Origin of the sequence: Paramicrobacterium humi (assembly GCF_900105715.1) — a bacterium.
Lineage (GTDB): Bacteria > Actinomycetota > Actinomycetes > Actinomycetales > Microbacteriaceae > Paramicrobacterium > Paramicrobacterium humi.
This window is the reverse complement of record NZ_FNRY01000001.1, coordinates 1-22,015: the sequence shown is the minus strand read 5'-3', so window position 1 is coordinate 22,015 and position 22,015 is coordinate 1. Positions and strand designations below refer to the sequence as shown.

Genomic DNA, 22,015 nt, shown 5'->3' with positions numbered 1-22,015 from the left:
GAAACCGTGACCACTGAAGATTCCGCATCCCACTACCGTCACCCCGATCGCAACCTCGCACTCGAGCTCGTGCGCGCCACGGAGGCCGCGGCGATCCGCGCCGTCCCGTTCATCGGTCGCGGCGACAAGAACGCCGCGGACAAGGCCGCCGTCGACGCGATGCGCGCGTTCCTCGGCACCGTCAGCTTCGACGGCGTCGTCGTCATCGGCGAGGGCGAGAAGGACCGCGCGCCCATGCTCTTCAACGGCGAGCACGTCGGCAACGGCGACGGCCCGCACTGCGACATGGCCGTCGACCCCATCGACGGCACGAGCCTGACGGCGGCCGGCCGGCAGAACGCGCTCTCGGTCATCGCCGTCTCCGATCGCGGCACGATGCTCGACGCCTCGAGCGTGTTCTACATGGACAAGATCGCGACGGGTCCCGAGGGCAAAGGCGTCGTGGACATTCGCAAGCCCATCGGCGAGAATCTGCGCGCTCTGGCGAAGGCGAAGGGCAAGGACGTCAGCGAGCTGACGGTCGCTGTGCTCGACCGGCCGCGGCACGAGCAGCTCATCAGCGACATCCGCGAAGCGGGGGCAGGCACTCGGCTCATGCTCGACGGCGACGTCGCCGGCGGCATCAACGCGGCGCGCTACGGTACCCGCATCGACATGTGCGTCGGCATCGGCGGCAGCCCGGAGGGCATCGTCACCGCGTGCGCCCTCAAGGCGCTCGGCGGTTTCATCCAGGGGCGGCTCGCGCCGCGCGACGACGAAGAGCGGCAGAAGGGCATCGACGCCGGACTGAAGATGGACTACGTGTACGAGGCGGACGAGCTCGTGCGCGGCGACAACACGTTCTTCGTCGCAACGGGCGTCACGGACGGCGGCCTCGTCGACGGCGTGCGCCGCATGGGGCCGATCATCCGCACGTCGAGCGTCGTGCTGCGCTCAACGTCGGGCACGATCCGGCGCATCACGGCGGATCATCTTGCGGAGAAATGGCTCGACTCCGAGAACTGAGCGATTCGATCGCCGCGCCGCTGACCGGCGGCGCGGCGATCGCGTATGCGGCGACGTGCGTGCTCGGCGCCGGCGCTCTCACGCGCGATTTCCGCACGGAGCACGTGCGATGGCTGCACCACGTGTTCTTCATCGTCACCGCGGTCGCGACGGGCGCCGCGGCGACGGCATCCGTGCTCGCACGACCCCGTGCGTTCGTCCTGCTCCTGCCGGCCGGGACGGCGCTCGCGCGGCTCACCTCGACGCGCGTGCGGCCCGGGTCGCGAGCTCACGCGCGCCTCGCGTTCAGCGCCGCGCTCAGCTACGCAGCGGCGGTCGTCGAAACCGTGAGGAGATGAGCATGGACTTTCTCGATGTCGTGCGTCGGCGCAAGACCACGAACGGTCCGTTCCTGCCGGACCCGGTGAGCGTCGAGCACCAGCAGCTGCTCATGGAGGTTGCCGGCCGCGCGCCGTCGCAGCTGAACAGCCAGCCGTGGCGCTTCGTGATCGTCGAGGACCGGTCGACGATCGAGCAGATCGCGCGCATCAGCGGCGAGAGCATGACCGAGGCGATGTCGAACGGCACCTTCTTCGAGCGGTACAAGCCCTACTTCCGGTTCAGCGAGCGCGAGATGAACGAGCGGCGCGACGGGATGCTGTTCGACAGGCTTCCCGCTCCGCTTCGTCCCTTCACGAGCCAGGTGTTCACCAAGCGCGGGCAGAAGCTCATGAACGCGATGCGTGTGCCGCACACCCTCGGCGAGGAGAACCGCAAGCTCGTCGCCGGATCGCCCCTGCTGCTCGGCGTCATGCTCGACCGGTCCGAGTACCGGCCGGGGGAGCTGTCGTCGTTCTACTCGGTGTTCAGTATGGGCGCGGCGATGGAGAACGTCTGGCTCACCACGGCGGAGCTCGGCATGGGCATCCAGTTCGTCTCCTTCCCGATGGAAGTGCCGGGCAAGTGGGACGAGATCGTATCGCTCCTGCACGTCCCCGACGAGCTCGAGCTCATGGCGGTGTACCGGCTCGGCTATCTCCCGCGCGAGCAGCGGCGCCCGGCGATCGACTGGACCAGCCGGCAACGACGGCTGCCGTCGCAATACGTGTTCCGGGAGACGTGCGAGAGCCCCCAGGCCGGCTGGGACGACGCGTTCCAGACGCCAGCAGAGTAGGTCAGCCGGCGTCGCTCACTCGGCCGCGGACTCGATGCTGAGCTCGCCGACGAGCTCGTACGCGGCAAGCTCTCGCGGCGCGTCCTCGACTTCGGCGATCGCGGGAATGAGCTTGGTCTCGTCGATGCGGTTGAGCCTTCTCGCCGACGGCAGGACGGTGCGCTCGAGCGAGCCGACGAATCGGTTGTAGTCCGTCACCGTCGCCCGCACGGAACGGCCCAGCTTGTCGATGTGTCCCGCCATGGTCGACAGGCGTCCGTAAAGCTCGCGGCTCACGTCGAACAGCTCTTTGGCCTCGGCCGTGACGAGCTCCTGCTGCCAGCTGAAGGCCACGGTCTTGAGCACGGACCAGAGGGTGACGGGGGAGGCGAGGGCGACGCGCTTGCTGAACGCGAACTCCATGATGCTCGGGTCGGCCTCGAGCGCCGATGAGACGAGCGACTCGCTCGGGATGAACGCGATGACGAGCTCGGGGCTCGCATCGAGTCCGTCCCAGTAGGACTTGTTGCCGAGAGCCGTGACGTGATCGCGCAGCGCCTTGACGTGCGCCTTGAGCAGCGCCACCCGCCGCGCCGCCTCCTCGCCGTTCGCCGTCGCCGGGATCGCGCTGGCCTCGAGGTAGGAGTTGAACGGCACCTTGGAGTCGACCGCGATGCTCTTTCCGCCCGGCAAGCGGATGACCATGTCGGGACGTCCCGCGCCGGCGTCGGACGTGATGCTCGACTGGACCTCGAAGTCGACGCGCTCGAGCAGCCCCGCGGCCTCGACGACGCTGCGCAGCTGCGTCTCTCCCCAGACGCCGCGCATCGCGTTGTTGCTGAGCGCGGCAGCAAGGGAGTCCGCTGTCTGCCGCAAGTGCTCTTCGGACTGCGCGGCGGCGCGAAGCTGCTGCGACAGCTCGCCGTGCTGCTGCTGGCGCTGCGCCTCAAGCTCCGCGACCTTCGCCTGCATGTCGTGCAGGCTCTGCCGCACGGGCGCGAGCGCCTGCAGCACGCTGTTCTCGGCACGGTCGCGCTCCGCCCGCTGGTCCCGCTCGCGGCGAAGCTCGGTCACCTGCGCCTGCAGCTGCTCCGCCGTCGCCTCCATGCGGGCGAAGTCGGCGAGGATCTCGGCACGGACAGCCGCCTCCTCGGCGCGCACCGACTGCAGCTCGGACGCGTGGCGCGCGTGCAGCAGCGCGGGAGCGGCATCCGTCGTTCGGGCACGCCGGAGGGACACGACGGCGATGCCGGCGATGGCGCCGACTACGACGCCGATGACGAGACCAATGACAAGGGAGAGCGCTGGGTCCATGGGGTCAGTGTCGCAGAGGCCGCCGACATTGGGAGGTGGATGGCTCAGCGCGTCCCGCACATCACCGAGCGCTTCCGTTTAGAATCCGGGCCGGGCACGCCTCCCAGCGTGACGCCGGTACGATAGAGCCTCGTGGCTCTCACTATCGGAATCGTCGGACTGCCCAACGTCGGCAAGTCAACTCTCTTCAACGCGCTCACCAAGAACCAGGTGCTCTCGGCGAACTACCCGTTCGCGACGATCGAGCCCAACATCGGCGTGGTGAACCTGCCCGACGAGCGCCTCGACACGCTCGCCGGGCTGTTCAGCAGCGAGCGCATCGTGCCCGCGACCGTGTCGTTCGTCGACATCGCCGGCATCGTGCGCGGCGCGAGCGAGGGCGAGGGCCTGGGCAACAAGTTTCTCGCAAATATCCGCGAGGCCGACGCGATCGCGCAGGTCGTGCGCGGCTTCAGCGACGGCGACGTCGTGCACGTCGAGGGACGGGTCGACCCGAAGTCCGACATGGAGACTATCAACACCGAGCTCATCCTCGCCGACATGGAGACCCTCGAGCGCGCCATCACGCGGTACGAGAAGGAAGTGCGTGGCAAGAAGCTCGATGCGGCCGTGCTCGCCTCCGCCCAGGAGGCTTTGGCCGTGCTGCAGGCGGGAACGCCGCTGTCGGCGGCATCCGTCGATCTCGAACCCATCAAGGAGCTCGGCCTCCTCACGTCGAAGCCGTTCATCTACGTCTTCAACGTCGATGAGGAGATCTTGACGGATGCTGCCAAGAAGCAGCAGCTCGCCGATCTCGTCGCCCCGGCCGAGGCCGTCTTCCTCGACGCGAAGATCGAGTCGGAGCTCATCGACCTCGACCCCGAGGACGCCACGGAGCTGCTGCAGTCGACGGGCCAGGAGGAGTCCGGACTCGACCAGCTCGCCCGGGTCGGATTCGACACGCTCGGCCTGCAGACCTACCTGACCGCGGGGCCGAAGGAGGCGCGCGCCTGGACGATCCACAAGGGGTGGAAGGCGCCGCAGGCCGCCGGTGTGATCCACACCGACTTCGAGAAGGGCTTCATCAAGGCCGAGGTCATCTCGTTCGAGGACCTCGTCGAGACGGGCTCCGTGCACGAGGCGCGCGCTCACGGCAAGGCCCGCATGGAGGGCAAGGACTACGTCATGCAGGACGGCGACGTGGTGGAGTTCCGGTTCAACGTGTAGCGCGGGTGCTACGATTGTGGTATGGGCATGAGTGAGCCGCACGTCGAGAGCTTGTCGCAGCGGGAGTTGCGCAACGAATCCGGGCGCGTTCTTCGTCTTGTCAGCGAGGGGCAGTCGTTCGTTCTGACCAACCGAGGTGTCGTCGTCGGTCGTATCGTCCCGGTTGACGCGCCCGCCCCCACGTTGCCCATCGTTCGGGCTGCGAAGCGTGTCGGAGGCTGGGCGGCGTTGAGGCCTCAGCCGATTGAGAGTGATCGACCGATGTCTCACATCGTTGACGAGCTTCGAGAGGATCGGGTGTGAGCAGCACTCCACTCGTCTACGTCGACACGTCCGCACTCGGAGCGCTTCTCATCGCACAAGCGGAGACCGAGGCGCTGGCGGAGTGGCTCGACCAGGCGGACGTCAGCCTCGTGTCGAGTGATCTGCTTGAAACGGAGCTGCGTCGGATGGCCGTGCGCGAGGGGCGGGATCAGGTCAAAGTCAGTGCGATCCTCGATGGCGTTTCTCTCGCAGCGCTCGATCGTGCCACCTACCGCTCGGCAGGGTTCCTGCCGATGCCATATCTGCGCACTCTAGACGCACTCCATTTGGAGGCGGCGATGCGCCTTGACGTCGATGCGATCCTCACGTACGACTACCGACTTGCGGAAGCGGCGAGAGCCGCCGGCCTTGATGTCATTGCTCCCGGGCGGGAGCAGGCTAGATGAGTGGTCAAGGGTCGATTTCAGCCGGATGATCGCCTCGGACTCGTCCCATGAAGCGAGGGCTGTCATTGATGACGTGTTGGTCGGCGCAACCAGAGTGGTTGATTCTATGCGAGAGGCAGTGTGCAGGCGCGGATGGATGGGCAGAGTAGCGCCGACCGTCGCGGACCGCGTGCTGGGCGTGTGCGGATGCGAACGCGACTTCACTGTTCGAGGATGCTCGACAACCTGACGACTGGTTTGCCCGTGGACTTCGCGTATGCGATTTCGCGACGAGTGGACTCGCCGATGTACCCTCCAGGATCTACGACGAAGACGGCATCCGCAAGATCGATCTTCTTGATGTGGAGTTCGTCGAGCGCTCGCTTCTGATCGGTTGTGATTGCGTCGCCTCGGTGCTGGAAGACCGCTGGCGCCACGACGATCGCCCCGGCGAGCGTGAGCTTGCGATTGGCATCGGCAATTTCGTCGCAAAACCTCGTGGAACCGCAGATGCAGATGACCTTTGTGGCATCCTCTGTCACCTCACGCAGTTCGTGGGGTACCTCCCAGTCGGCCGCCGTCAGTGCAAGTTCGTCATCAGCTGGCAGCTTGGCCATGACTTGATCAAGCGGGACAACTCGAGACGCTCCGCCTCGCAGGTCGAGTACGTCGAGTTTGCAGTCTTGACGCATCCGCTCGATGTCCCGCACGAGTTCCGCATATGAGTTGCCAAACGGTTTAACCGGTTCCTTCGTGTATGCCGGCTTGCCCTTGTCATCTGGGTAGAGTTCACGGATCTCCCAACTCTGCTCACCGCTGTGATCATGCACATCAAGGCTGACGACATACCTCCAAGTTCCCATATCGTCAGAGTAGCCGGGAGCTCCGACGCAGTCGCGTGCATGCACGCGTGCTGTGCGCGGAGTTTGGTGCAAAGCTCGACGACGCTGTGTTGGCAAACCGCTGGCCCTGACGCAACGTGGGAGAGTGGCGTCCACGGTGGCTGATTGAGTTGGCTTCTGCGCACAGCGATTGCTCGGTGATGAGATCACTGGGCAACCCGTGGAGACTCTCGCGCTGAAGTGACCCGACGAGAAGGTAGCCCGCGCCGCAGCTCGGGTCGGAGCGGTGGGTCGAGAAGTGGTCAACTACGGAATGTGGAGGACTTCCGCTTCATCATCAGACTGCTCGACGCTTCGCCCACAGTCGTCCGTGACAGCCGGTCGAAGCGCGTATCAAGACTTCCGACCTGCTGTCCTGATTGCTATCATTAGTGCTATCATCGGGAGGTGATGCGGATGTCGTCCATCATCGTGCGCGGTCTTGACGACTCGGTCAAGGAACAACTCGTCGCTCAGGCGAAACGCCACGGGCGGTCGATGGAGGCCGAGGTGCGCGACATCCTGACCAAAGCGGCGCAACGTCCGAACATCGGCGTCGCGCTGATGCGAGCGGCGCAGAGTGCCGGGGGCGTAGACGTCCTTCCGATTCCGGAGCGTAGTGACATTGCTCGTGCGGTGGACTTCGAATGATCGTCCTGGACACCAACGTGATCTCCGAGCTCTTCCGCCGGGAGCCCGACGCGCGAGTGGTGTCCTGGCTCGAATCGCTTGAGGATGACGTTGCGATAACGGCCATAACGCTGGCCGAGCTGTTCGCCGGCGTGCGCCGGATGCCGGACGGGCGACGGAAGGCTGACCTGGCAAGGGCCGTGTCCGCGGCGGTCGAGCCGTACCGGGGCGGGCATGCGGTGCTTCCGTTCGACGAAGCGTGTGCCGTTCCGTACGCCGAGATCCTGCTTGAGCGAGAGCGCGCGGGGCTCCCGATCGCGACGGCAGATGCGCAGATCGCGGCTATCTGCCGGACACTTGATGCAGTGTGTGCTACGCGGAACACCAGGGACTTCGCCCACACAGGCGTGGCCGTCGTCGATCCTTGGGCGAGCTGAGGCCTGCGCGGCGAATGCTCGTCGGTCAGCGCTGATTCCTGGCCGTGATGCATGACAGGCTGAGATGTATACGAGACGTATTGAGCGCTCAGGGTGACGCGTGACCGAGACGACGAACGTTAGACGGGCCAGGAAGCTTTTGTTCTCTGGCGCGCTGACGTGCGCCGTCATCCTAGGAAGCGCCGAGGCGATCAACCGAATTCTGGCCTCGCAGCTCGTCGGCGATGTCGATGCAGCGCACACAGCTGTAGTCGTTCTCGGCTTTGCGAATCGGACCCCGGAAATCAACGCAATCAACAAATGGCGGGTACGCTCCGGAATCGCGACAGCGGTACTGTACCAAGCCGATCTTCTGGTCTTCTCCGGCGGCGATCCGGGTGGGTTCTGCGAAGCCGAGATCATGGCGACCTACGCGCAAGAGCTGGGCTATCGAGGCCCCATCGAGACTGAAGCCGCGTCGCAGACGACCGAGGAGAACCTTCAGAACACCGCGCATCTCATGGAATCGGCGGACAGAATTGCCCTGGTGTCCAATCCGTTGCACGCGTATAGAGCCCGGAAACTGCTTGCGCATCTTCGGCCCGATCTCGCCCGCCGGCTTGTCAGAACGCGTGAGGTGCGATCGGGACGATGGAGCATCTTGATCCCGATCGGCACCCTGGTCGAAGCAAGCGTGCTCTTGCGCGAGAGGCTTCATCGTCGGCGCTGATTGCGGTTGGCGATCACCACGCTTACGCTCGGCCTCAGCGAGACTCTTCAACACCATCGCGAGAACGGTGACCTATGGGCACTCTGAGCTATACGGCAACGGTCTCCCTGGATGGGTACGTTGCCGGCGCAACAGGCGACTTCCAATGGTCAGCGCCGGACGCGGAAGTGTTCCAGTTCCACGTTGACCGCATGAGCTCCGTTTCCACGGAGGTGCTGGGCCGAAACACCTACGTGCTGCTGAAGTACTGGGAAACAGAGCCAGACGACGGCTCTTGGGATGCCGCCGAGCACGAGTTCGCGCGGCGATGGCGAGACATCGAGCATGTCGTCGCCTCCTCGACATTGACGCAGGATGAGCTTGCCGGCCGATCCCGATTAGTGGAGCGCCTCGGTCTTGAAGAGCTCCGGGAGATCGTGACGGCAGCGTCGGGTGAGGTCGAGATCTTCGGTCCGACAACGGCGCGAGAGGCGATCTGCAGCGGCATGGTTGACGACTTCCGGTTCTTCGTCGTTCCCATGGCAGTGGGTGCGGGCTTGCGTGCCCTGCCCGACCACGCACATCTGGACTTAGAACTGGTCGAGCATCGCATCTTCGGCAACGGCACGGCCTACCTGCACTACCGGCCCCGCCGGCTCGGTACAGGAGGCCACACGGAAACCCCGCAAGAGGCGTTGGTTTCGAGAGTCCGCAGCAGCCTCGCGGAGGTCCCGACACACCGGGAAGTCTCGATGTTCGGCGGCCGAGCTATCCTCGTAAACGACAAGATGATCGTCAGCGCGCAGAAGGACGGCGGGCTCCTGGTTCGCGTCGCGGCTGAGCGCCACGGCGAGCTCGTTCGCCGCCCTGGAGCGACGCAAGCGGTGATGGGCGCAGGCCGCGAGATGAGTCCCGGATGGATCAACGTCGCTGCGGATTCGATCCGTGAGGACGAGAATCTTGAATTCTGGCTTCACGCCGCTCTGGAGTACAACCGCCGTGTCAGCCGCCCGCGCAGCGGTTAGTTGAGGATCGCAGCGAGGGGCACGAGCGGCACGAGACCCTCCACCTTCGCCCGCAGTCCGTCGTCAACAGTGCAGAGTGCATCGGCCTGGAGGCGCGTGAGGGCGACGAGTTCCGCGTCGAGAACCGAATCCCACGACTGCTCGGCGGCGATGTCCCACGCGACGTCACGCGAGACACGATCGCCGAGCAATCGCATCGTGAATCGGGTGATCCGCTCTTGCATGTCCTTGACATCACTCTCGTCAACCTGTCCGGCGCGAAGCGCGAGAAGAAGGAGTTGAAGCGCCTGCGATCGAACACCCTGGGCTCCAACGACCTGATGGTTTGCGCTTGGGGTCAGCTGGTGCACGACGATGTGAAACAGGGTGGGCGCATCGATCACGATTCGGCTCATGGGGCCTCCCGATGTGGTCTCTTCAGCGTACGCAATGGCGAGGGAGCTGCCCACCTATCGACCCGCCTTCCGAGCTGCGCCATTCAGCGCGCCTGGCCGAGAAGCTGCGGCGTGTAGGCCTTCGCCTGCGCTCTCAGGGCCTCCGCCACCGCGGCGACGGCGGGCAGCCGAAGCGAGTCGGGGCGCAGCACCATCCAGTAGGGCAGTCGTTCGGCGAAGTCGTCGGGCAGAAGCCGCACGAGATCGTCGTGCTGGTCGGCCATGAAGCAGGGCAGGAAGCCGATGCCCGCACCCGCGCGGGCGGCCTCGACGTGCACGAAGACGTTTGTCGAGCTCAGCGAGTCCCGCATTGTCGGAACGAGGCGGCGCGGCGCGTCCAGGTCGTCGACGAGCAGCATGGAGTCGACGAAATACACCAGCGGATGCCGCGTGAGCTGTTCCGCATTGCGTGGTTCGCCGTGCTCGGCGAGATACGGGCGCGAGGCGTACATGCCGAGAAGATAATCGCCGAGGCGGAATGCGCTGGCGCGGTGAACCTGCGGCTCGCCGACGACGACTTCGATGTCGACGCCCGAGCGGTGCTGCAGCGCGCGCCTCGTCACAGTCTCGATCTCGACGCTGATGCCGGGGTGCCGCTTGCGCAGTTGCGTGACCGCCGGTGTGGCGATGTACGCGCTGAACCCGTCGGTTGCCGACATGCGCACCATGCCCGAGAGCTGAGACTGCGGTTCTTCGGCGCCGGTTCCCAGCGTCTGGAGCGCCGTCTCGATCTGCTCCGCCGCGTGCACGGCGCGCCGGCCGAGCTCTGTCAGCTCCCACGCGCCGACGGATCGGGCGAGAACATGCCCGCCGAGATCGCGCTCGAGGCTGTCGATGCGACGCGAGACCGTCGTGTGATTCAGCTGCAGCGCCTCGGCGGCGGTCGTGAAACGACCGGTGCGAGCGACAGCGAGCAGCACGAGCAGGTTGTCGGGGTCAGTCAGGGGCAACGGTGCCATATCTGCAATTATGCACACCGCATCCTCGCAGTTGCCCGTTGATGCACGCTGGCCTGGTCAGGCACACTCGATGCAGCCGTCTCCGCGCACTCGAGCGATGACGGCGGTCAATGGAGACACTGAAGGAGAAAACGCCGATGAGCGTCAATCAACAGCCGAGCGGCGCGACCGCAACCGGGCGAAAGCCGAACAGCTCGAACCAGGGTGACGTGCCGGTCGGGCTCAAGAAAGTCGTCGCGGCCTCGATGGTCGGAACCGTCGTCGAATGGTACGAGTTCTTCCTGTACGCCACGGCCGCTTCGCTCGTGTTCGGCACGTTCTTCTTTCCTGCATCGGACAGCCCTCTCGACGGCATCATCGCCGCATTCGTGACCTACGCGGTGGGCTTCGTCGCGCGCCCCCTCGGCGGAATCGTGTTCGGCCAGATCGGTGACAAGCTCGGCCGCAAGCACACGCTTCAGGCGACGATCATCCTGGTCGGTGTCGCGACATTCCTCATGGGCTGCCTTCCCGGCTTTGCGAGCATCGGCTACTGGGCTCCCGCCCTGCTCGTTGCGCTTCGCTTCCTCCAGGGCTTCGCGGTCGGCGGCGAATGGGGTGGCGCCGTGCTGCTCGTCGCCGAGCACAGCCCGGCGCGCAGCCGGGGATTCTGGGCAAGCTGGCCGCAAGCTGCGGTGCCCGTCGGGAACCTCATCGCGACGCTCGTGCTGTTCGCGATGTCCTGGCTGCTTCCCGACGACCAATTCCTCGGCTGGGCTGGCGCGTGGCGTTCTGGCTCTCCGCTCTGATCGTGATCATCGGGTACTACATCCGCACGCGCGTCTCGGAGTCGCCGATCTTCCTCGAGGCCAAGGCCGAGCAGGAGCGCACGAAGGCCGCGGGAGTGGGCGTCGGTGCCGTTGTCCGCCGCTACCCCGGAAAGCTGCTGCAGGCGATGGGTCTGCGATTCGCCGAGAACATCGTCTACTACATCATCGTGAGCTTCTCGATCGTGTACCTCTCGACGGTCGTGAAGTTCGACACGAGTGAGCTTCTCTTCGCTCTCCTGATCGCGCATGTCGTGCACTTCATCGTGATTCCTCAAGTGGGCCGCCTCACCGACGCGCTCGGCCGCAAGCCGGTCTACCTCGCGGGCGCCATTCTCAGCGCCACCTGGGCGCTGTTCGCGTTCCCGATGTTCGACTCCGCCAACCCCGTGCTCATCGTGGTCGCGATCACGATCGGGCTCTGCTTCCACGCGCTCATGTACGCAGGTCAGCCCGCGGTGATGGGCGAGATGTTCCCCACGCGCATGAGGTACTCCGGCGTCTCGCTCGGCTACCAGGTCACGTCGATCGTCGCCGGATCGCTCGCGCCGATCATCGCGGTCACCCTGCTGAAGGACTTCGGCTCGTGGGTTCCCGTCGCCGTGTACGTCGGGATCGCCTGCGTCATCACGGCGATCACGGTGCTGACGCTGCGCGAGACCTCGGGCGTCGCTCTCGAGGACGTCGATGCGGAGGACGCCGCTCGCGTCTAGAACCTTCGGTGCGGGGCCATTCGCCGGTCGGCGAGTGGCCCCGTTGCCGCTACGCTCGCTCGAACATCAGATCGGTCAATTGATCCGGTTCGACCCAGGCGAAGGCAAAATCGCGGTCATAGGGTTCGAGCCCCCATTTCGTCGCAAACGCATAAATCGCTGCCGGCGACATGTGATCGAGAGTCTGCACGCCCAGGCGGCCTTCCGCGTTCTCCCGAGGATCTGGACCTTGGCGTTGCCCAGCCGAGCTGTCGCGTGCGCGTTGTGCACGTCCGACACTTCAGCCGCGTCGACGGTTTTGTAGAAGCGATCCGGAGTGCGGGCGAACCGATTGGGGTAGACGAGGTGCTCCCAGTCGGCGCCCGGGCTCTCGCCGCCGTCCTGGACAACAGTGAGCGTGCCGTCCTCCGGCGCGTGAGACCACAGCTCCCACTCCTGACCCCGCCACGTCCCGTAGCTGCCCGTCAGCTCCCTGCCGTCGCTCATCCACACACCTGCACGCTACGGCATCCGCCCGCTCCGGAATAAATAGTCAATCTATGCTTGTTGCCTGCTCATGAGCGATGGAGGAGTATGGCGACACAGAGCGAGATGGAAGCGAACAGAGGCACGACACGTGAGCGCCCGGACCGGCCGGTGGCGCATTCTCGCCGTGCTGCTCGTCGTCATCTTCATGTCGCTCATCAGCGTCAGCATCGTCAACGTGGCTCTTCCTCGATCCAGAGCGGACTCGACGCGAGCCAATCCGACATCCAGTGGGTGCTCTCGGGTTATGCGCTGACGTTCGCATCGTGCTCGTCGCAGCGGCCGCGGCGCGTGATGGGGCGGGGGCATCGTCGTCGGCATCTTCCCCTGCATCGATCGCCAGCCTCGCCCCGACGCCGGACCTGCTCAACGCGCGCGATTCATCCAGGGCATCGGCTCGGGCTCGGAATCCGCAGGCGTGGGCATGATCAGCAGTACTTTCGCGGCGCCGAACGCGCAAGGCGTTCGGCTATTCGGCGCGGTCGGGTCTCGCGATGGGCCGCGGGGACCGATGGCGACGGACACGCCGACGCGCTGCGAAGTAGCGAACGCTTGCCGCGTTCGCGCCCGAAAGTACTGCTGATCATGCCCCCCTCGGATTCACGAGACCCAGCCGATGCCTGGATGAATCGCCGACTTAGCAGGTCCGCGTCGGGGCGAGCGCGGCGATCGATGACAGGGTGAAGAGATGAGGAGACGAAGATGCTCGCGCCATACGTGCGCGGGCGGGCTGCGACGACACGATGCGAACGTCAGCGCATAACCCGAGAGCACCACTGGATGTCGATTGGGCTCGCGTCGAGTCCGCTCTGGATCGAGGGAAAGCCAGTTGACGATGCTGACGCTGATGAGCGACATGAAGATGACGACGAGCAGCACGGCGAGAATGCGCCACCGGCCGGGTCCGGGCGCTCACGTGTCGTGCCTCTGTTCGCTTCCATCTCGCTCTGTGTCGCCATACTCTCCATCGTCATGAGCAGGCAACAAGCATAGATTGACTATTTATTCCGGAGCGGGCGGATGCCGTAGCGTGCAGGTGTGTGGATGAGCGACGGCAGGGAGCTGACGGGCAGCTACGGGACGTGGCGGGGTCAGGAGTGGGAGCTGTGGTCTCACGCGCCGGAGGACGGCACGCTCACTGTTGTCCAGGACGGCGGCGAGAGCCCGGGCGCCGACTGGGAGCACCTCGTCTACCCCAATCGGTTCGCCCGCACTCCGGATCGCTTCTACAAAACCGTCGACGCGGCTGAAGTGTCGGACGTGCACAACGCGCACGCGACAGCTCGGCTGGGCAAACGCCAAGGTCAGATCCTCGGGAGAACGCGGAAGGCCGCCTGGGCGTGCAGACTCTCGATCACATGTCGCCGGCAGCGATTTATGCGTTTGCGACGAAATGGGGGCTCGAACCCTATGACCGCGATTTTGCCTTCGCCTGGGTCGAACCGGATCAATTGACCGATCTGATGTTCGAGCGAGCGTAGCGGCAACGGGGCACTCGCCGACCGGCGAATGGCCCCGCACCGAAGGTTCTAGACGCGAGCGGCGTCCTCCGCATCGACGTCCTCGAGAGCGACGCCCGAGGTCTCGCGCAGCGTCAGCACCGTGATCGCCGTGATGACGCAGGCGATCCCGACGTACACGGCGACGGGAACCCACGAGCCGAAGTCCTTCAGCAGGGTGACCGCGATGATCGGCGCGAGCGATCCGGCGACGATCGACGTGACCTGGTAGCCGAGCGAGACGCCGGAGTACCTCATGCGCGTGGGGAACATCTCGCCCATCACCGCGGGCTGACCTGCGTACATGAGCGCGTGGAAGCAGAGCCCGATCGTGATCGCGACCACGATGAGCACGGGGTTGGCGGAGTCGAACATCGGGAACGCGAACAGCGCCCAGGTGGCGCTGAGAATGGCGCCCGCGAGGTAGACCGGCTTGCGGCCGAGCGCGTCGGTGAGGCGGCCCACTTGAGGAATCACGATGAAGTGCACGACATGCGCGATCAGGAGAGCGAAGAGAAGCTCACTCGTGTCGAACTTCACGACCGTCGAGAGGTACACGATCGAGAAGCTCACGATGATGTAGTAGACGATGTTCTCGGCGAATCGCAGACCCATCGCCTGCAGCAGCTTTCCGGGGTAGCGGCGGACAACGGCACCGACGCCCACTCCCGCGGCCTTCGTGCGCTCCTGCTCGGCCTTGGCCTCGAGGAAGATCGGCGACTCCGAGACGCGCGTGCGGATGTAGTACCCGATGATCACGATCAGAGCGGAGAGCCAGAACGCCACGCGCCAGCCCAGCCGAGGAATTGGTCGTCGGGAAGCAGCCAGGACATCGCGAACAGCACGAGCGTCGCGATGAGGTTCCCGACGGGCACCGCAGCTTGCGGCCAGCTTGCCCAGAATCCCGGCTGCGCGCCGGCTGTGCTCGGCGACGAGCAGCACGGCGCCACCCCATTCGCCGCCGACCGCGAAGCCCTGGAGGAAGCGAAGCGCAACGAGCAGGGCGGGAGCCCAGTAGCCGATGCTCGCAAAGCCGGGAAGGCAGCCCATGAGGAATGTCGCGACACCGACCAGGATGATCGTCGCCTGAAGCGTGTGCTTGCGGCCGAGCTTGTCACCGATCTGGCCGAACACGATTCCGCGAGGGGGCGCGCGACGAAGCCCACCGCGTAGGTCACGAATGCGGCGATGATGCCGTCGAGAGGGCTGTCCGATGCAGGAAAGAAGAACGTGCCGAACACGAGCGAAGCGGCCGTGGCGTACAGGAAGAACTCGTACCATTCGACGACGGTTCCGACCATCGAGGCCGCGACGACTTTCTTGAGCCCGACCGGCACGTCACCCTGGTTCGAGCTGTTCGGCTTTCGCCCGGTTGCGGTCGCGCCGCTCGGCTGTTGATTGACGCTCATCGGCGTTTTCTCCTTCAGTGTCTCCATTGACCGCCGTCATCGCTCGAGTGCGCGGAGACGGCTGCATCGAGTGTGCCTGACCAGGCCAGCGTGCATCAACGGGCAACTGCGAGGATGCGGTGTGCATAATTGCAGATATGGCACCGTTGCCCCTGACTGACCCCGACAACCTGCTCGTGCTGCTCGCTGTCGCTCGCACCGGTCGTTTCACGACCGCCGCCGAGGCGCTGCAGCTGAATCACACGACGGTCTCGCGTCGCATCGACAGCTCGAGCGCGATCTCGGCGGGCATGTTCTCGCCCGATCCGTCGGCGCGTGGGAGCTGACAGAGCTCGGCCGGCGCGCCGTGCACGCGGCGGAGCAGATCGAGACGGCGCTCCAGACGCTGGGAACCGGCGCCGAAGAACCGCAGTCTCAGCTCTCGGGCATGGTGCGCATGTCGGCAACCGACGGGTTCAGCGCGTACATCGCCACACCGGCGGTCACGCAACTGCGCAAGCGGCACCCCGCATCAGCGTCGAGATCGAGACTGTGACGAGGCGCGCGCTGCAGCACCGCTCGGGCGTCGACATCGAAGTCGTCGTCGGCGAGCCGCAGGTTCACCGCGCCAGCGCATTCCGCCTCGGCGATTATCTTCTCGGCATGTACGCCTCGCGCCCGTATCTCGCCGAGCACGGCGAACCACGCAATGCGGAACAGCTCACGCGGCATCCGCTGGTGTATTTCGTCGACTCCATGCTGCTCGTCGACGACCTGGACGCGCCGCGCCGCCTCGTTCGACAATGCGGGACTCGCTGAGCTCGACAAACGTCTTCGTGCACGTCGAGGCCGCCCGCGCGGGTGCGGGCATCGGCTTCCTGCCCTGCTTCATGGCCGACCAGCACGACGATCTCGTGCGGCTTCTGCCCGACGACTTCGCCGAACGACTGCCCTACTGGATGGTGCTGCGCCCCGACTCGCTTCGGCTGCCCGCCGTCGCCGCGGTGGCGGAGGCCCTGAGAGCGCAGGCGAAGGCCTACACGCCGCAGCTTCTCGGCCAGGCGCGCTGAATGGCGCAGCTCGGAAGGCGGGTCGATAGGTGGGCAGCTCCCTCGCCATTGCGTACGCTGAAGAGACCACATCGGGAGGCCCCATGAGCCGAATCGTGATCGATGCGCCCACCCTGTTTCACATCGTCGTGCACCAGCTGACCCCAAGCGCAAACCATCAGGTCGTTGGAGCCCAGGGTGTTCGATCGCAGGCGCTTCAACTCCTTCTTCTCGCGCTTCGCGCCGGACAGGTTGACGAGAGTGATGTCAAGGACATGCAAGAGCGGATCACCCGATTCACGATGCGATTGCTCGGCGATCGTGTCTCGCGTGACGTCGCGTGGGACATCGCCGCCGAGCAGTCGTGGGATTCGGTTCTCGACGCGGAACTCGTCGCCCTCACGCGCCTCCAGGCCGATGCACTCTGCACTGTTGACGACGGACTGCGGGCGAAGGTGGAGGGTCTCGTGCCGCTCGTGCCCCTCGCTGCGATCCTCAACTAACCGCTGCGCGGGCGGCTGACACGGCGGTTGTACTCCAGAGCGGCGTGAAGCCAGAATTCAAGATTCTCGTCCTCACGGATCGAATCCGCAGCGACGTTGATCCATCCGGGACTCATCTCGCGGCCTGCGCCCATCACCGCTTGCGTCGCTCCAGGCGGCGAACGAGCTCGCCGTGGCGCTCAGCCGCGACGCGAACCAGGAGCCCGCCGTCCTTCTGCGCGCTGACGATCATCTTGTCGTTTACGAGGATAGCTCGCCGCCGAACATCGAGACTTCCCGGTGTGTCGGGACCTCCGCGAGGCTGCTGCGGACTCTCGAAACCAACGCCTCTTGCGGGGTTTCCGTGTGGCCTCCTGTACCGAGCCGGCGGGGCCGGTAGTGCAGGTAGGCCGTGCCGTTGCCGAAGATGCGATGCTCGACCAGTTCTAAGTCCAGATGTGCGTGGTCGGGCAGGGCACGCAAGCCCGCACCCACTGCCATGGGAACGACGAAGAACCGGAAGTCGTCAACCATGCCGCTGCAGATCGCCTCTCGCGCCGTTGTCGGACCGAAGATCTCGACCTCACCCGACGCTGCGTCACGATCTCCCGGAGCTCTTCAAGACCGAGGCGCTCCACTAATCGGGATCGGCCGGCAAGCTCATCCTGCGTCAATGTCGAGGAGGCGACGACATGCTCGATGTCTCGCCATCGCCGCGCGAACTCGTGCTCGGCGGCATCCCAAGAGCCGTCGTCTGGCTCTGTTTCCCAGTACTTCAGCAGCACGTAGGTGTTTCGGCCCAGCACCTCCGTGGAAACGGAGCTCATGCGGTCAACGTGGAACTGGAACACTTCCGCGTCCGGCGCTGACCATTGGAAGTCGCCTGTTGCGCCGGCAACGTACCCATCCAGGGAGACCGTTGCCGTATAGCTCAGAGTGCCCATAGGTCACCGTTCTCGCGATGGTGTTGAAGAGTCTCGCTGAGGCCGAGCGTAAGCGTGGTGATCGCCAACCGCAATCAGCGCCGACGATGAAGCCTCTCGCGCAAGAGCACGCTTGCTTCGACCAGGGTGCCGATCGGGATCAAGATGCTCCATCGTCCCGATCGCACCTCACGCGTTCTGACAAGCCGGCGGGCGAGATCGGGCCGAAGATGCGCAAGCAGTTTCCGGGCTCTATACGCGTGCAACGGATTGGACACCAGGGCAATTCTGTCCGCCATTCCATGAGATGCGCGGTGTTCTGAAGGTTCTCCTCGGTCGTCTGCGACGCGGCTTCAGTCTCGATGGGGCCTCGATAGCCCAGCTCTTGCGCGTAGGTCGCCATGATCTCGGCTTCGCAGAACCCACCCGGATCGCCGCCGGAGAAGACCAGAAGATCGGCTTGGTACAGTACCGCTGTCGCGATTCCGGAGCGTACCCGCCATTTGTTGATTGCGTTGATTTCCGGGGTCCGATTCGCAAAGCCGAGAACGACTACAGCTGTGTGCGCTGCATCGACATCGCCGACGAGCTGCGAGGCCAGAATTCGGTTGATCGCCTCGGCGCTTCCTAGGATGACGGCGCACGTCAGCGCGCCAGAGAACAAAAGCTTCCTGGCCCGTCTAACGTTCGTCGTCTCGGTCACGCGTCACCCTGAGCGCTCAATACGTCTCGTATACATCTCAGCCTGTCATGCATCACGGCCAGGAATCAGCGCTGACCGACGAGCATTCGCCGCGCAGGCCTCAGCTCGCCCAAGGATCGACGACGGCCACGCCTGTGTGGGCGAAGTCCCTGGTGTTCCGCGTAGCACACACTGCATCAAGTGTCCGGCAGATAGCCGCGATCTGCGCATCTGCCGTCGCGATCGGAGCCCCGCGCGCTCTCGCTCAAGCAGGATCTCGGCGTACGGAACGGCACACGCTTCGTCGAACGGAAGCACCGCATGCCCGCCCCGGTACGGCTCGACCGCCGCGGACACGGCCCTTGCCAGGTCAGCCTTCCGTCGCCCGTCCGGCATCCGGCGCACGCCGGCGAACAGCTCGGCCAGCGTTATGGCCGTTATCGCAACGTCATCCTCAAGCGATTCGAGCCAGGACACCACTCGCGCGTCGGGCTCCCGGCGGAAGAGCTCGGAGATCACGTTGGTGTCCAGGACGATCATTCGAAGTCCACCGCACGAGCAATGTCACTACGCTCCGGAATCGGAAGGACGTCTACGCCCCCGGCACTCTGCGCCGCTCGCATCAGCGCGACGCCGATGTTCGGACGTTGCGCCGCTTTGGTCAGGATGTCGCGCACCTCGGCCTCCATCGACCGCCCGTGGCGTTTCGCCTGAGCGACGAGTTGTTCCTTGACCGAGTCGTCAAGACCGCGCACGATGATGGACGACATCCGCATCACCTCCCGATGATAGCACTAATGATAGCAATCAGGACAGCAGGTCGGAAGTCTTGATACGCGCTTCGACCGGCTGTCACGGACGACTGTGGGCGAAGCGTCGAGCAGTCTGATGATGAAGCGGAAGTCCTCCACATTCCGTAGTTGACCACTTCTCGACCCACCGCTCCGACCCGAGCTGCGGCGCGGGCTACCTTCTCGTCGGGTCACTTCAGCGCGAGAGTCTCCACGGGTTGCCCAGTGATCTCATCACCGAGCAATCGCTGTGCGCAGAAGCCAACTCAATCAGCCACCGTGGACGCCACTCTCCCACGTTGCGTCAGGGCCAGCGGTTTGCCAACACAGCGTCGTCGAGCTTTGCACCAAACTCCGCGCACAGCACGCGTGCATGCACGCGACTGCGTCGGAGCTCCCGGCTACTCTGACGATATGGGAACTTGGAGGTATGTCGTCAGCCTTGATGTGCATGATCACAGCGGTGAGCAGAGTTGGGAGATCCGTGAACTCTACCCAGATGACAAGGGCAAGCCGGCATACACGAAGGAACCGGTTAAACCGTTTGGCAACTCATATGCGGAACTCGTGCGGGACATCGAGCGGATGCGTCAAGACTGCAAACTCGACGTACTCGACCTGCGAGGCGGAGCGTCTCGAGTTGTCCCGCTTGATCAAGTCATGGCCAAGCTGCCAGCTGATGACGAACTTGCACTGACGGCGGCCGACTGGGAGTACCCCACGAACTGCGTGAGGTGACAGAGGATGCCACAAAGGTCATCTGCATCTGCGGTTCCACGAGGTTTTGCGACGAAATTGCCGATGCCAATCGCAAGCTCACGCTCGCCGGGCGATCGTCGTGGCGCCAGCGGTCTTCCAGCACCGAGGCGACGCAATCACAACCGATCAGAAGCGAGCGCTCGACGAACTCCACATCAAGAAGATCGATCTTGCGGATGCCGTCTTCGTCGTAGATCCTGGAGGGTACATCGGCGAGTCCACTCGTCGCGAAAATCGCATACGCGAAGTCCACGGGCAAACCAGTCGTCAGGTTGTCGAGCATCCTCGAACAGTGAAGTCGCGTTCGCATCCGCACACGCCCAGCACGCGGTCCGCGACGGTCGGCGCTACTCTGCCCATCCATCCGCGCCTGCACACTGCCTCTCGCATAGAATCAACCACTCTGGTTGCGCCGACCAACACGTCATCAATGACAGCCCTCGCTTCATGGGACGAGTCCGAGGCGATCATCCGGCTGAAATCGACCCTTGACCACTCATCTAGCCTGCTCCCGCCCGGGAGCAATGACATCAAGGCCGCGGCTCTCGCCGCTTCCGCAAGTCGGTAGTCGTACGTGAGGATCGCATCGACGTCAAGGCGCATCGCCGCCTCCAAATGGAGTGCGTCTAGAGTGCGCAGATATGGCATCGGCAGGAACCCTGCCGAGCGGTAGGTGGCACGATCGAGCGCTGCGAGAGAAACGCCATCGAGGATCGCACTGACTTTGACCTGATCCCGCCCCTCGCGCACGGCCATCCGACGCAGCTCCGTTTCAAGCAGATCACTCGACACGAGGCTGACGTCCGCCTGTCGAGCCACTCCGCCAGCGCCTCGGTCTCCGCTTGTGCGATGAGAAGCGCTCCGAGTGCGGACGTGTCGACGTAGACGAGTGGAGTGCTGCTCACACCCGATCCTCTCGAAGCTCGTCAACGATGTGAGACATCGGTCGATCACTCTCAATCGGCTGAGGCCTCAACGCCGCCCAGCCTCCGACACGCTTCGCAGCCCGAACGATGGGCAACGTGGGGGCGGGCGCGTCAACCGGGACGATACGACCGACGACGACACCTCGGTTGGTCAGAACGAACGACTGCCCCTCGCTGACAAGACGAAGAACGCGCCCGGATTCGTTGCGCAACTCCCGCTGCGACAAGCTCTCGACGTGCGGCTCACTCATGCCCATACACAATCGTAGCACCCGCGCTACACGTTGAACCGGAACTCCACCACGTCGCCGTCCTGCATGACGTAGTCCTTGCCCTCCATGCGGGCCTTGCCGTGAGCGCGCGCCTCGTGCACGGAGCCCGTCTCGACGAGGTCCTCGAACGAGATGACCTCGGCCTTGATGAAGCCCTTCTCGAAGTCGGTGTGGATCACACCGGCGGCCTGCGGCGCCTTCCACCCCTTGTGGATCGTCCAGGCGCGCGCCTCCTTCGGCCCCGCGGTCAGGTAGGTCTGCAGCCGAGCGTGTCGAATCCGACCCGGGCGAGCTGGTCGAGTCCGGACTCCTCCTGGCCCGTCGACTGCAGCAGCTCCGTGGCGTCCTCGGGTCGAGGTCGATGAGCTCCGACTCGATCTTCGCGTCGAGGAAGACGGCCTCGGCCGGGGCGACGAGATCGGCGAGCTGCTGCTTCTTGCAGCATCCGTCAAGATCTCCTCATCGACGTTGAAGACGTAGATGAACGGCTTCGACGTGAGGAGGCCGAGCTCCTTGATGGGTTCGAGATCGACGGATGCCGCCGACAGCGGCGTTCCCGCCTGCAGCACGGCCAAAGCCTCCTGGGCGGAGGCGAGCACGGCCGCATCGAGCTTCTTGCCACGCACTTCCTTCTCGTACCGCGTGATGGCGCGCTCGAGGGTCTCCATGTCGGCGAGGATGAGCTCGGTGTTGATAGTCTCCATGTCGGACTTCGGGTCGACCCGTCCCTCGACGTGCACGACGTCGCCGTCGCTGAAGCCGCGCACGACCTGCGCGATCGCGTCGGCCTCGCGGATATT

The 22,015-nt window shown here is 64.9% G+C and carries 25 protein-coding genes and 3 pseudogenes; 15 read left to right on the top strand and 13 right to left on the bottom strand.

The genetic code is table 11. The annotated features are described in order from the left end of the window. Positions 1-6: 6 nt before the first annotated feature. From glpX to BLV49_RS00140, 3 genes are read left to right on the top strand one after another with little or no spacing between them, the layout of a single operon-like run. Complete coding sequence (gene glpX, locus BLV49_RS00150) at positions 7-1,005, top strand: class II fructose-bisphosphatase (RefSeq protein WP_091178669.1); 999 nt, start codon at positions 7-9, stop codon at positions 1,003-1,005. Next, positions 984-1,343, top strand: a complete 360-nt coding sequence (locus tag BLV49_RS00145) for a hypothetical protein (RefSeq protein WP_091178668.1) — start codon at positions 984-986, stop codon at positions 1,341-1,343. The genes glpX and BLV49_RS00145 overlap by 22 nt, the downstream gene beginning before the upstream one ends. A gap of 2 nt (positions 1,344-1,345) precedes the next feature. Beyond that, positions 1,346-2,158 (top strand): nitroreductase family protein, encoded by an 813-nt coding sequence (locus BLV49_RS00140; RefSeq protein WP_091178666.1) that lies wholly within the window; start codon positions 1,346-1,348, stop codon positions 2,156-2,158. Positions 2,159-2,173: 15 nt separating this feature from the next. On the opposite strand, the gene BLV49_RS00135 is transcribed toward BLV49_RS00140, so the two are convergent. Next, positions 2,174-3,451 carry a DNA recombination protein RmuC gene (locus BLV49_RS00135; RefSeq protein ID WP_091178664.1) on the bottom strand — a complete coding sequence of 426 codons (1,278 nt, stop codon included), beginning with the start codon at positions 3,449-3,451 and terminating at the stop codon, positions 2,174-2,176. 132 nt (positions 3,452-3,583) lie between these two features. Between BLV49_RS00135 and ychF the strand changes: the two genes are divergently transcribed. The 3 genes from ychF to BLV49_RS00120 are packed head-to-tail and all read left to right on the top strand — an operon-like array spanning position 3,584 to position 5,367. Next, positions 3,584-4,657: a redox-regulated ATPase YchF gene (gene ychF / locus BLV49_RS00130; RefSeq protein ID WP_091178660.1), complete on the top strand. Its 1,074-nt coding sequence runs from the start codon at positions 3,584-3,586 to the stop codon at positions 4,655-4,657. A gap of 21 nt (positions 4,658-4,678) precedes the next feature. Next, entirely contained in the window at positions 4,679-4,960 is a 282-nt protein-coding gene (locus BLV49_RS00125; protein WP_091178639.1) for a type II toxin-antitoxin system prevent-host-death family antitoxin, read from the top strand. Next, positions 4,957-5,367, top strand: coding sequence for a type II toxin-antitoxin system VapC family toxin (locus BLV49_RS00120; protein WP_091178658.1), 411 nt, complete (start codon positions 4,957-4,959; stop codon positions 5,365-5,367). The genes BLV49_RS00125 and BLV49_RS00120 overlap by 4 nt, the downstream gene beginning before the upstream one ends. Positions 5,368-5,567: 200 nt before the next feature. On the opposite strand, the gene BLV49_RS17355 is transcribed toward BLV49_RS00120, so the two are convergent. Beyond that, positions 5,568-6,209 carry a TIR domain-containing protein gene (locus BLV49_RS17355; RefSeq protein WP_342706607.1) on the bottom strand — a complete coding sequence of 214 codons (642 nt, stop codon included), beginning with the start codon at positions 6,207-6,209 and terminating at the stop codon, positions 5,568-5,570. A gap of 435 nt (positions 6,210-6,644) precedes the next feature. Here BLV49_RS17355 and BLV49_RS00110 point away from each other — a divergent pair, with 435 nt between their 5' ends. From BLV49_RS00110 to BLV49_RS17095, 4 genes are all read left to right on the top strand, one after another. After that, complete coding sequence (locus BLV49_RS00110; protein WP_091178643.1) at positions 6,645-6,878, top strand: FitA-like ribbon-helix-helix domain-containing protein; 234 nt, start codon at positions 6,645-6,647, stop codon at positions 6,876-6,878. Next, positions 6,875-7,294: a type II toxin-antitoxin system VapC family toxin gene (locus BLV49_RS00105; RefSeq protein ID WP_091178656.1), complete on the top strand. Its 420-nt coding sequence runs from the start codon at positions 6,875-6,877 to the stop codon at positions 7,292-7,294. Before BLV49_RS00110 ends, BLV49_RS00105 begins: the two co-directional genes overlap by 4 nt. A gap of 100 nt (positions 7,295-7,394) precedes the next feature. Further along, on the top strand, positions 7,395-8,003 hold the full coding sequence (locus BLV49_RS00100) for a YdcF family protein (RefSeq protein ID WP_091178655.1): 609 nt from the start codon (positions 7,395-7,397) through the stop codon (positions 8,001-8,003). 74 nt (positions 8,004-8,077) lie between these two features. Continuing rightward, entirely contained in the window at positions 8,078-9,007 is a 930-nt protein-coding gene (locus BLV49_RS17095; protein ID WP_245723470.1) for a dihydrofolate reductase family protein, read from the top strand. Here BLV49_RS17095 and BLV49_RS00085 read toward each other — a convergent pair. Both BLV49_RS00085 and BLV49_RS00080 read right to left on the bottom strand, forming a co-directional pair. Beyond that, positions 9,004-9,402, bottom strand: a complete 399-nt coding sequence (locus tag BLV49_RS00085) for a hypothetical protein (protein WP_091178647.1) — start codon at positions 9,400-9,402, stop codon at positions 9,004-9,006. The two genes, BLV49_RS17095 and BLV49_RS00085, sit on opposite strands and share 4 nt — an antisense overlap. 83 nt (positions 9,403-9,485) lie before the next feature. Continuing rightward, positions 9,486-10,400 (bottom strand): LysR family transcriptional regulator, encoded by a 915-nt coding sequence (locus BLV49_RS00080; protein ID WP_091178652.1) that lies wholly within the window; start codon positions 10,398-10,400, stop codon positions 9,486-9,488. Positions 10,401-10,537: 137 nt separating this feature from the next. Here BLV49_RS00080 and BLV49_RS00075 point away from each other — a divergent pair. Continuing rightward, positions 10,538-11,919 (top strand): annotated as a pseudogene (locus BLV49_RS00075) (MFS transporter). A gap of 75 nt (positions 11,920-11,994) precedes the next feature. On the opposite strand, the gene BLV49_RS16780 reads toward BLV49_RS00075, so the two are convergent. After that, positions 11,995-12,405 (bottom strand): hypothetical protein, encoded by a 411-nt coding sequence (locus BLV49_RS16780; protein WP_176980671.1) that lies wholly within the window; start codon positions 12,403-12,405, stop codon positions 11,995-11,997. 1,379 nt (positions 12,406-13,784) lie between these two features. Between BLV49_RS16780 and BLV49_RS16775 the strand changes: the two genes are divergently transcribed. Beyond that, positions 13,785-13,925, top strand: coding sequence for a hypothetical protein (locus tag BLV49_RS16775; protein ID WP_176980670.1), 141 nt, complete (start codon positions 13,785-13,787; stop codon positions 13,923-13,925). Between the two features lie 48 nt (positions 13,926-13,973). On the opposite strand, the gene BLV49_RS00060 is transcribed toward BLV49_RS16775, so the two are convergent. Beyond that, positions 13,974-15,077, bottom strand: a complete 1,104-nt coding sequence (locus tag BLV49_RS00060; protein WP_245723469.1) for an MFS transporter — start codon at positions 15,075-15,077, stop codon at positions 13,974-13,976. A 96-nt stretch (positions 15,078-15,173) separates the two neighbouring features. Here BLV49_RS00060 and BLV49_RS17090 point away from each other — a divergent pair, with 96 nt between their 5' ends. From BLV49_RS17090 to BLV49_RS00050, 3 genes and pseudogenes are all read left to right on the top strand, one after another. Further along, positions 15,174-15,341 carry a hypothetical protein gene (locus BLV49_RS17090; RefSeq protein ID WP_245723468.1) on the top strand — a complete coding sequence of 56 codons (168 nt, stop codon included), beginning with the start codon at positions 15,174-15,176 and terminating at the stop codon, positions 15,339-15,341. Between the two features lie 148 nt (positions 15,342-15,489). Further along, positions 15,490-16,401: pseudogene (locus tag BLV49_RS00055) on the top strand (LysR family transcriptional regulator). Positions 16,402-16,484: 83 nt separating this feature from the next. After that, positions 16,485-16,883 (top strand): hypothetical protein, encoded by a 399-nt coding sequence (locus BLV49_RS00050; protein WP_091178647.1) that lies wholly within the window; start codon positions 16,485-16,487, stop codon positions 16,881-16,883. Between the two features lie 240 nt (positions 16,884-17,123). Here BLV49_RS00050 and BLV49_RS17275 read toward each other — a convergent pair whose 3' ends face one another. The 7 genes and pseudogenes from BLV49_RS17275 to BLV49_RS00005 form a co-directional block, all read right to left on the bottom strand. After that, positions 17,124-17,438 carry a dihydrofolate reductase family protein gene (locus BLV49_RS17275; RefSeq protein ID WP_281245343.1) on the bottom strand — a complete coding sequence of 105 codons (315 nt, stop codon included), beginning with the start codon at positions 17,436-17,438 and terminating at the stop codon, positions 17,124-17,126. 507 nt (positions 17,439-17,945) lie between these two features. Next, a complete protein-coding gene (locus BLV49_RS00040; RefSeq protein WP_091178645.1) occupies positions 17,946-18,488 on the bottom strand; it encodes a YdcF family protein in 543 nt (180 codons plus the stop codon). 45 nt (positions 18,489-18,533) lie between these two features. Continuing rightward, entirely contained in the window at positions 18,534-19,007 is a 474-nt protein-coding gene (locus BLV49_RS00035) for a PIN domain-containing protein (protein WP_245723467.1), read from the bottom strand. Then, the gene (locus tag BLV49_RS00030; protein WP_091178643.1) at positions 19,004-19,237 is read right to left on the bottom strand and encodes a FitA-like ribbon-helix-helix domain-containing protein; all 234 of its coding nucleotides are present in this window, start codon (positions 19,235-19,237) and stop codon (positions 19,004-19,006) included. The genes BLV49_RS00035 and BLV49_RS00030 overlap by 4 nt, the downstream gene beginning before the upstream one ends. A 679-nt stretch (positions 19,238-19,916) precedes the next feature. After that, positions 19,917-20,300, bottom strand: coding sequence for a hypothetical protein (locus BLV49_RS17350; protein ID WP_176980669.1), 384 nt, complete (start codon positions 20,298-20,300; stop codon positions 19,917-19,919). After that, a complete protein-coding gene (locus tag BLV49_RS17075; protein WP_245723466.1) occupies positions 20,285-20,836 on the bottom strand; it encodes a PIN domain-containing protein in 552 nt (183 codons plus the stop codon). Before BLV49_RS17075 ends, BLV49_RS17350 begins: the two co-directional genes overlap by 16 nt. A 384-nt stretch (positions 20,837-21,220) precedes the next feature. Next, a pseudogene (locus BLV49_RS00005) lies at positions 21,221-22,015 on the bottom strand (redox-regulated ATPase YchF); the annotation flags it as partial.

Bases quoted from the DNA above. Each gene is read 5' to 3' on its own strand.
- BLV49_RS00110 (WP_091178643.1), top strand. From the start codon at position 6,645: ATGTCGTCCATCATCGTGCGCGGTCTTGACGACTCGGTCAAGGAACAA.
- BLV49_RS00125 (WP_091178639.1), top strand. From the start codon at position 4,679: ATGGGCATGAGTGAGCCGCACGTCGAGAGCTTGTCGCAGCGGGAGTTG.
- BLV49_RS00050 (WP_091178647.1), top strand. From the start codon at position 16,485: ATGAGCCGAATCGTGATCGATGCGCCCACCCTGTTTCACATCGTCGTG.
- BLV49_RS00105 (WP_091178656.1), top strand. From the start codon at position 6,875: ATGATCGTCCTGGACACCAACGTGATCTCCGAGCTCTTCCGCCGGGAG.
- BLV49_RS17095 (WP_245723470.1), top strand. From the start codon at position 8,078: ATGGGCACTCTGAGCTATACGGCAACGGTCTCCCTGGATGGGTACGTT.
- BLV49_RS16780 (WP_176980671.1), bottom strand. From the start codon at position 12,405: ATGAGCGACGGCAGGGAGCTGACGGGCAGCTACGGGACGTGGCGGGGT.
- BLV49_RS00080 (WP_091178652.1), bottom strand. From the start codon at position 10,400: ATGGCACCGTTGCCCCTGACTGACCCCGACAACCTGCTCGTGCTGCTC.
- BLV49_RS00145 (WP_091178668.1), top strand. From the start codon at position 984: ATGGCTCGACTCCGAGAACTGAGCGATTCGATCGCCGCGCCGCTGACC.
- BLV49_RS00140 (WP_091178666.1), top strand. From the start codon at position 1,346: ATGGACTTTCTCGATGTCGTGCGTCGGCGCAAGACCACGAACGGTCCG.
- BLV49_RS17350 (WP_176980669.1), bottom strand. From the start codon at position 20,300: ATGCTCGACAACCTGACGACTGGTTTGCCCGTGGACTTCGCGTATGCG.
- BLV49_RS00035 (WP_245723467.1), bottom strand. From the start codon at position 19,007: ATGATCGTCCTGGACACCAACGTGATCTCCGAGCTCTTCCGCCGGGAG.
- BLV49_RS00085 (WP_091178647.1), bottom strand. From the start codon at position 9,402: ATGAGCCGAATCGTGATCGATGCGCCCACCCTGTTTCACATCGTCGTG.
- BLV49_RS00135 (WP_091178664.1), bottom strand. From the start codon at position 3,451: ATGGACCCAGCGCTCTCCCTTGTCATTGGTCTCGTCATCGGCGTCGTA.
- BLV49_RS00030 (WP_091178643.1), bottom strand. From the start codon at position 19,237: ATGTCGTCCATCATCGTGCGCGGTCTTGACGACTCGGTCAAGGAACAA.
- BLV49_RS17355 (WP_342706607.1), bottom strand. From the start codon at position 6,209: ATGGGAACTTGGAGGTATGTCGTCAGCCTTGATGTGCATGATCACAGC.